At 51.7% G+C, this 4,488-nt stretch carries 4 protein-coding genes; 3 read left to right on the top strand and 1 reads right to left on the bottom strand.

Features of this window, described 5'->3' with window-relative positions; all coding sequences use genetic code 11:
* Positions 1-320: 320 nt before the first annotated feature.
* Positions 321-1,598, top strand: coding sequence for a stationary phase inducible protein CsiE (csiE, locus tag FDW94_RS16525; RefSeq protein WP_137377902.1), 1,278 nt, complete (start codon positions 321-323; stop codon positions 1,596-1,598).
* On the opposite strand, the gene FDW94_RS16520 is transcribed toward csiE, so the two are convergent.
* Positions 1,593-2,741, bottom strand: coding sequence for a 3-phenylpropionate MFS transporter (locus tag FDW94_RS16520; RefSeq protein ID WP_008785472.1), 1,149 nt, complete (start codon positions 2,739-2,741; stop codon positions 1,593-1,595). The two genes, csiE and FDW94_RS16520, sit on opposite strands and share 6 nt — an antisense overlap.
* A gap of 493 nt (positions 2,742-3,234) precedes the next feature.
* Between FDW94_RS16520 and FDW94_RS16515 the strand changes: the two genes are divergently transcribed.
* Positions 3,235-3,813, top strand: coding sequence for a fimbrial protein (locus tag FDW94_RS16515; RefSeq protein WP_008785473.1), 579 nt, complete (start codon positions 3,235-3,237; stop codon positions 3,811-3,813).
* 83 nt (positions 3,814-3,896) lie between these two features.
* A partial coding sequence (locus tag FDW94_RS16510; protein ID WP_249358579.1) for a molecular chaperone occupies positions 3,897-4,488 on the top strand: 592 nt, incomplete at its 3' end.

The raw sequence follows: 4,488 nt of genomic DNA, 5'->3' as shown, positions 1-4,488 counted from the left end.
GCGGTGAGCCTCCCTTGCACGTTCACGGGTATCTCTGATTCAGAGAAGTGATAACGCTGGGGTGAACGGAACCCCATAGCGGAATAAAATATTCTCCATCATGTTTAACATGACATACAGTACATCTCTGGCATATCTAAACAAAAGATAAAACAGTGAAAAAGCGGATTAACGCGCTGCGTTCCACTACCGCTATCTGTTCCGCACGTTAAAAATTCTGTGACGCTCTCCAGCATTCCTGGTGGAAAGCATTCCATTCTCAAAATCTATGAGCAAACTTTAGCTATTCTTATCAAACATACTCACGGGAGAATCTACAGATGATGTCAACGCTTGCCCCACCATCTGTACTTTCCGCTCCCCAGCGCCGTTGCCAGGTGCTGCTGACGCTTTTCCTGCCGGGGCAAATCGCTACTACACAAACCTTCAGCAACCTCAACGGTGTCGATGATGCCACGGTTCAGGAAGATATTATTGGCGCAGGACTCGAAATCCAGCGCTATCACCGGCTCGCGATAGCCACCGCGCAGAATGGTGGCTATACGATCGAAGGAACCCCGCTAAATCAACGTCTGTGTCTGTTGCAGTGGCTGCGCCGTGGCCTGCGGATTTGCCCTGCCTTTATCGCCCAGCAGTTTACCCCGGCGTTAAAAGCAGAACTTAAACAAAGGGGGATCGCACGTACGCTGTATGACGACACCAATCTGCACGCGCTCATTAATCTGTGCTCCCGGCGCTTGCAGAAACCGTTTGAGTGTCGTGACATCCAGTTCCTGCGCCTGTATTTACAGTACTGCCTGCTACAGCACCACGCGGGGATCACCCCGGAGTTTAACCCACTCCAGCAACGCTGGGCGCAATCCTGCGCGGAATATCCGCTCGCCGAGGAAATTGGCCGTCACTGGCAGCGCCACGTCATGCAGAGTGCACCGCTGGGCGAATCGCTGTTTATGGCGTTGCTGTTCTCAATGCTTCGTATCCCCGACCCGATTCGCGATAATCACCAGCAGGATCGCCGCCTGCGCCTTGCTATTGCGCGGCTGGTGCTGCGTTTTCGCGAGTATGGCAATGTGCGCTTCAGCGATGAGCAAGGGCTGAATGACCAGTTGTATATCCACCTGGCTCAGGCACTGAACCGCAGCGTGTTTGCCATCGGCATTGATAACACGCTGCCGGAGGAGTTCAGCCGCCTTTATCCCCGGCTGGTTCGTACTACCCGCGAGGCGATTCACGGCTTCGAGGCCGAATACGATGTGCAATTTTCCGAAGAAGAGATCGGGCTGGTGGCCGTTATTTTCGGCGCCTGGCTGATGCAGGAGAAGGATTTACACGAAAAGCAGATTATCCTGCTGACCGGTAGTAACGAACAACTTGAAGCACATATAGAGCAACAGCTGCGCGAACTGACGCTGCTGCCGCTCAACGTAAAACATATGCCGATGCAGGACTTTCAAAAAGAGGGTGCCCCGCGCGGCGTAACGCTGATTATTACGCCGTACACCACGCCGTTACCGCTATTTTCACCCCCGTTGATTCATGCGGATCTGGCGCTTACGTCGCATCAGCAGCAGCAGATCCGCAAAATCCTCGAATCATAACGTTGCAGGCTGCGCGACCACCTTCGGGCGCAGAACGATTGCCGGGAGCGCCACCAGCGCCATCACCCAGAACACGCCGCTGCCCAGATTCTGGTACAGATAGCCCGCGAATACGGTCATGATGGCGATACTGCCGCCCATCGCTATCGCGGAATACACCGCCTGCAAACGAATAACTTCGCTCCCCTGGCGTGCCGCGATATAACGCATTGCCGCCAGGTGGCAGACGGTAAAGGTTCCGCAATGGAGGATTTGCACCACGATCAGCCACGGCAGCTCGGTGCTCCAGCCCATCAATCCCCAACGCACCACCCCGCAAACGGCGGAAAGCAGCAGCAGATCGCGGGCGCTGAAACGACGGAACAGCTTGTGGCTAAGTGCGAAAATAATCACCTCCGCCACCACACCTAGTGACCATAAATAGCCCACCGCCGAAGCTGAATATCCGGCAGACTGCCAATAGATGGCGCTGAAACCATAATACGCAGCATGCGCACCCTGTAGCAGACTCACGCAAGCAAGAAAACGCCAGCTCTGGGTTATCAGCGCGCGCCAGGCGGGCCATCCCGCACTCTCCTGCTGACGGTTTTCACCCGCTGGCTGCACGCTCGGGCGAATCATCATGCCCAGCAGCATCGAGGCGACGCCAAGCGATAGCAGGACCAGGATCACCCGATAGTCAAACAGGCTCACCAGTTTGCCGGTTAGCGCGGAGCCGATCACAAAAGCCACGGATCCCCACAGTCGCACCCGACCGTAATCCATGGTTATCTGTTTCTGCCAGGTGTTGGCCAGCGCGTCGGTCAGCGGTACCAGCGGTGAGAAAAACAGGTTGAAGCCGACCATCACCACCATCAGCCACGCCACGTTGGTTCCCGCCCAGAAGGCCAGCGCAAACACCAGCGTCAACAGGGCCAGAATACGTAACGCTGAGATCAGCCGAGAGGGATCGCTCACACGCGGCGCAATCAGCAAACTACCGAGAAAACGGGCAATCAGCCCCGCGCCCAGCAGTAAACCGATGGTTTCCGGCGTCAGCCCTAGCCCTTCGAGCCAGACGCTCCAGAAAGGCAGAAAGATACCGTAGCTAAAGAAGTAGGTGAAATAACCGAGCGCCAGCCAGCGCGTGGAATGCAAAGCCATGGGTCCTCCCGTTTTGGAAGCCCTAGTCTAATGACTCAAACCACATTCTGAAGAGTACTACCGTTCACATTTACGAAATAATTGTGACAAACATCACCTTTAACCAACACGATTGGTCATCCGCATCCGCAATCGTTTACATCTGTATGATTTTACAGCAGGAAACATGATGGGATGAATAAACAGTAATGCAAGGAATTGAATGGATTTTGCGAAAAATACTCAGCTGAATACCAAAAGCCTTAATATCATCACAAGTATATCATTTAGCAGCCAATATTCGTGATTGCAATATTTTGACTCCGCACCAATTTAAAATTATTTAAATGTAATAGCAGTTAGCTCGTTCATTTTTAATAAATATAATCTGAAAATCTCGCTTATTAATATGACTACCAGCGCATATAGAATACTATTGCCCAGCAATTAATTTTGATCTTTGTCTTTTCATTAATTTAATTGCTAACAGGTTTATCAAATAAGAGGGATTTTAATGAACAAAATTGCAAAATCTATAGCGGTTAGCTTGCTGGCGCTTTCTGCGGGAAGCGCATGGGCGACGGACGGTAAAATTGAATTTACGGGTGAAATTCTAACCAGCACCTGTGAATTCGCCGATGGTGACGTCATCAACGTGGAACTGGGTCATTACGCCGCCGCGCAGTTTAAAACTGTCGGTGATACCAGCCCGGCGATTCCGGTTAATATTCCGTTGGAAAACTGTCCAGCCTCCCCGTGGGAGCACGTTGATGGCACAACGGACAACTCGTTCCAGCTGTGGCTGGAAACGCGCGCTGGCGGCACTGTAGCCGATCACGACGATCTGGTCGCCGTTAGCAGCATGGATACCGCCGCAACCGGCGTGGGCATCCGTATCGCAAGAGCCAGCGACAACGCAACGATGGTGCTGAATAAGCTGCCCGCGGCTGATTCAAAAATCAGCTTTGCCCCGGAAGCCGATGGCACCACTATCGTAGGGCTACAAGCCTATTACGTCTCCACTGTTGATCCTAAAGAGATCTCCCCAGGCGAAGCCAACGCCAGCGTTGACGTCACCATCGACTACCGCTAATCCCGTATACCGTCTCTTTCCATCCCTTCTTCCCGCTGGGATGGAAAGAGACGTTTTTTGACATCAGGTTAAGGATAACAGCGATGAAAAAAAACACCGCGCTCGCTTTGGCATTGGTGCTGGGCAGCTGGGTCAGCCAAAGCCTCGCTGGCGGTATTGTGCTACAGAGAACCCGTGTCATCTACGATGCCGGGAAAAAAGAGGCCGCGCTGCCGGTGGCTAACCACAGTGAAGGTCTGCCTTATTTATTGCAGTCGTGGGTCGACAATGCACAGGGAACCGCACGAGGCCCCTTTATTATTACACCGCCGCTTTTTCGCCTCGATGCTGATAACGATTCATCATTACGAATTATAAAATCATCTGAAAACATTGCTAACGATAAAGAATCTTTGTTCTTTATTAATGTGCGCGCTATTCCTGCCAAAAGCCAAACCACCGATGCGAATAATAATACGCTAACGCTGGTATTTAAAACACGAATAAAACTATTTTATCGCCCGACAAATTTAGTCGGCAAGCCGTACGATGCTTATAAATCTCTTGAATATAAATATAGCAATAATGAGTTAGATATATATAACCCATCGGCTTATCACGTCGTATTCGCTGGTCTTGCGTTAGGGAAAACCGATCTCACGAATAAAATCGATTACATCGCTCCCGGCGAGCATA

The sequence above is a fragment of the Citrobacter sp. wls757 genome (genome assembly GCF_005280935.1).
GTDB lineage: Bacteria > Pseudomonadota > Gammaproteobacteria > Enterobacterales > Enterobacteriaceae > Citrobacter > Citrobacter portucalensis.
This window is presented reverse-complemented; position numbering and strand designations above follow the sequence as displayed.

Coding starts and splice junctions, on each gene's coding strand:
- csiE (WP_137377902.1), top strand. CDS start 321: ATGATGTCAACGCTTGCCCCACCATCTGTACTTTCCGCTCCCCAGCGC.
- FDW94_RS16520 (WP_008785472.1), bottom strand. CDS start 2,741: ATGGCTTTGCATTCCACGCGCTGGCTGGCGCTCGGTTATTTCACCTAC.
- FDW94_RS16515 (WP_008785473.1), top strand. CDS start 3,235: ATGAACAAAATTGCAAAATCTATAGCGGTTAGCTTGCTGGCGCTTTCT.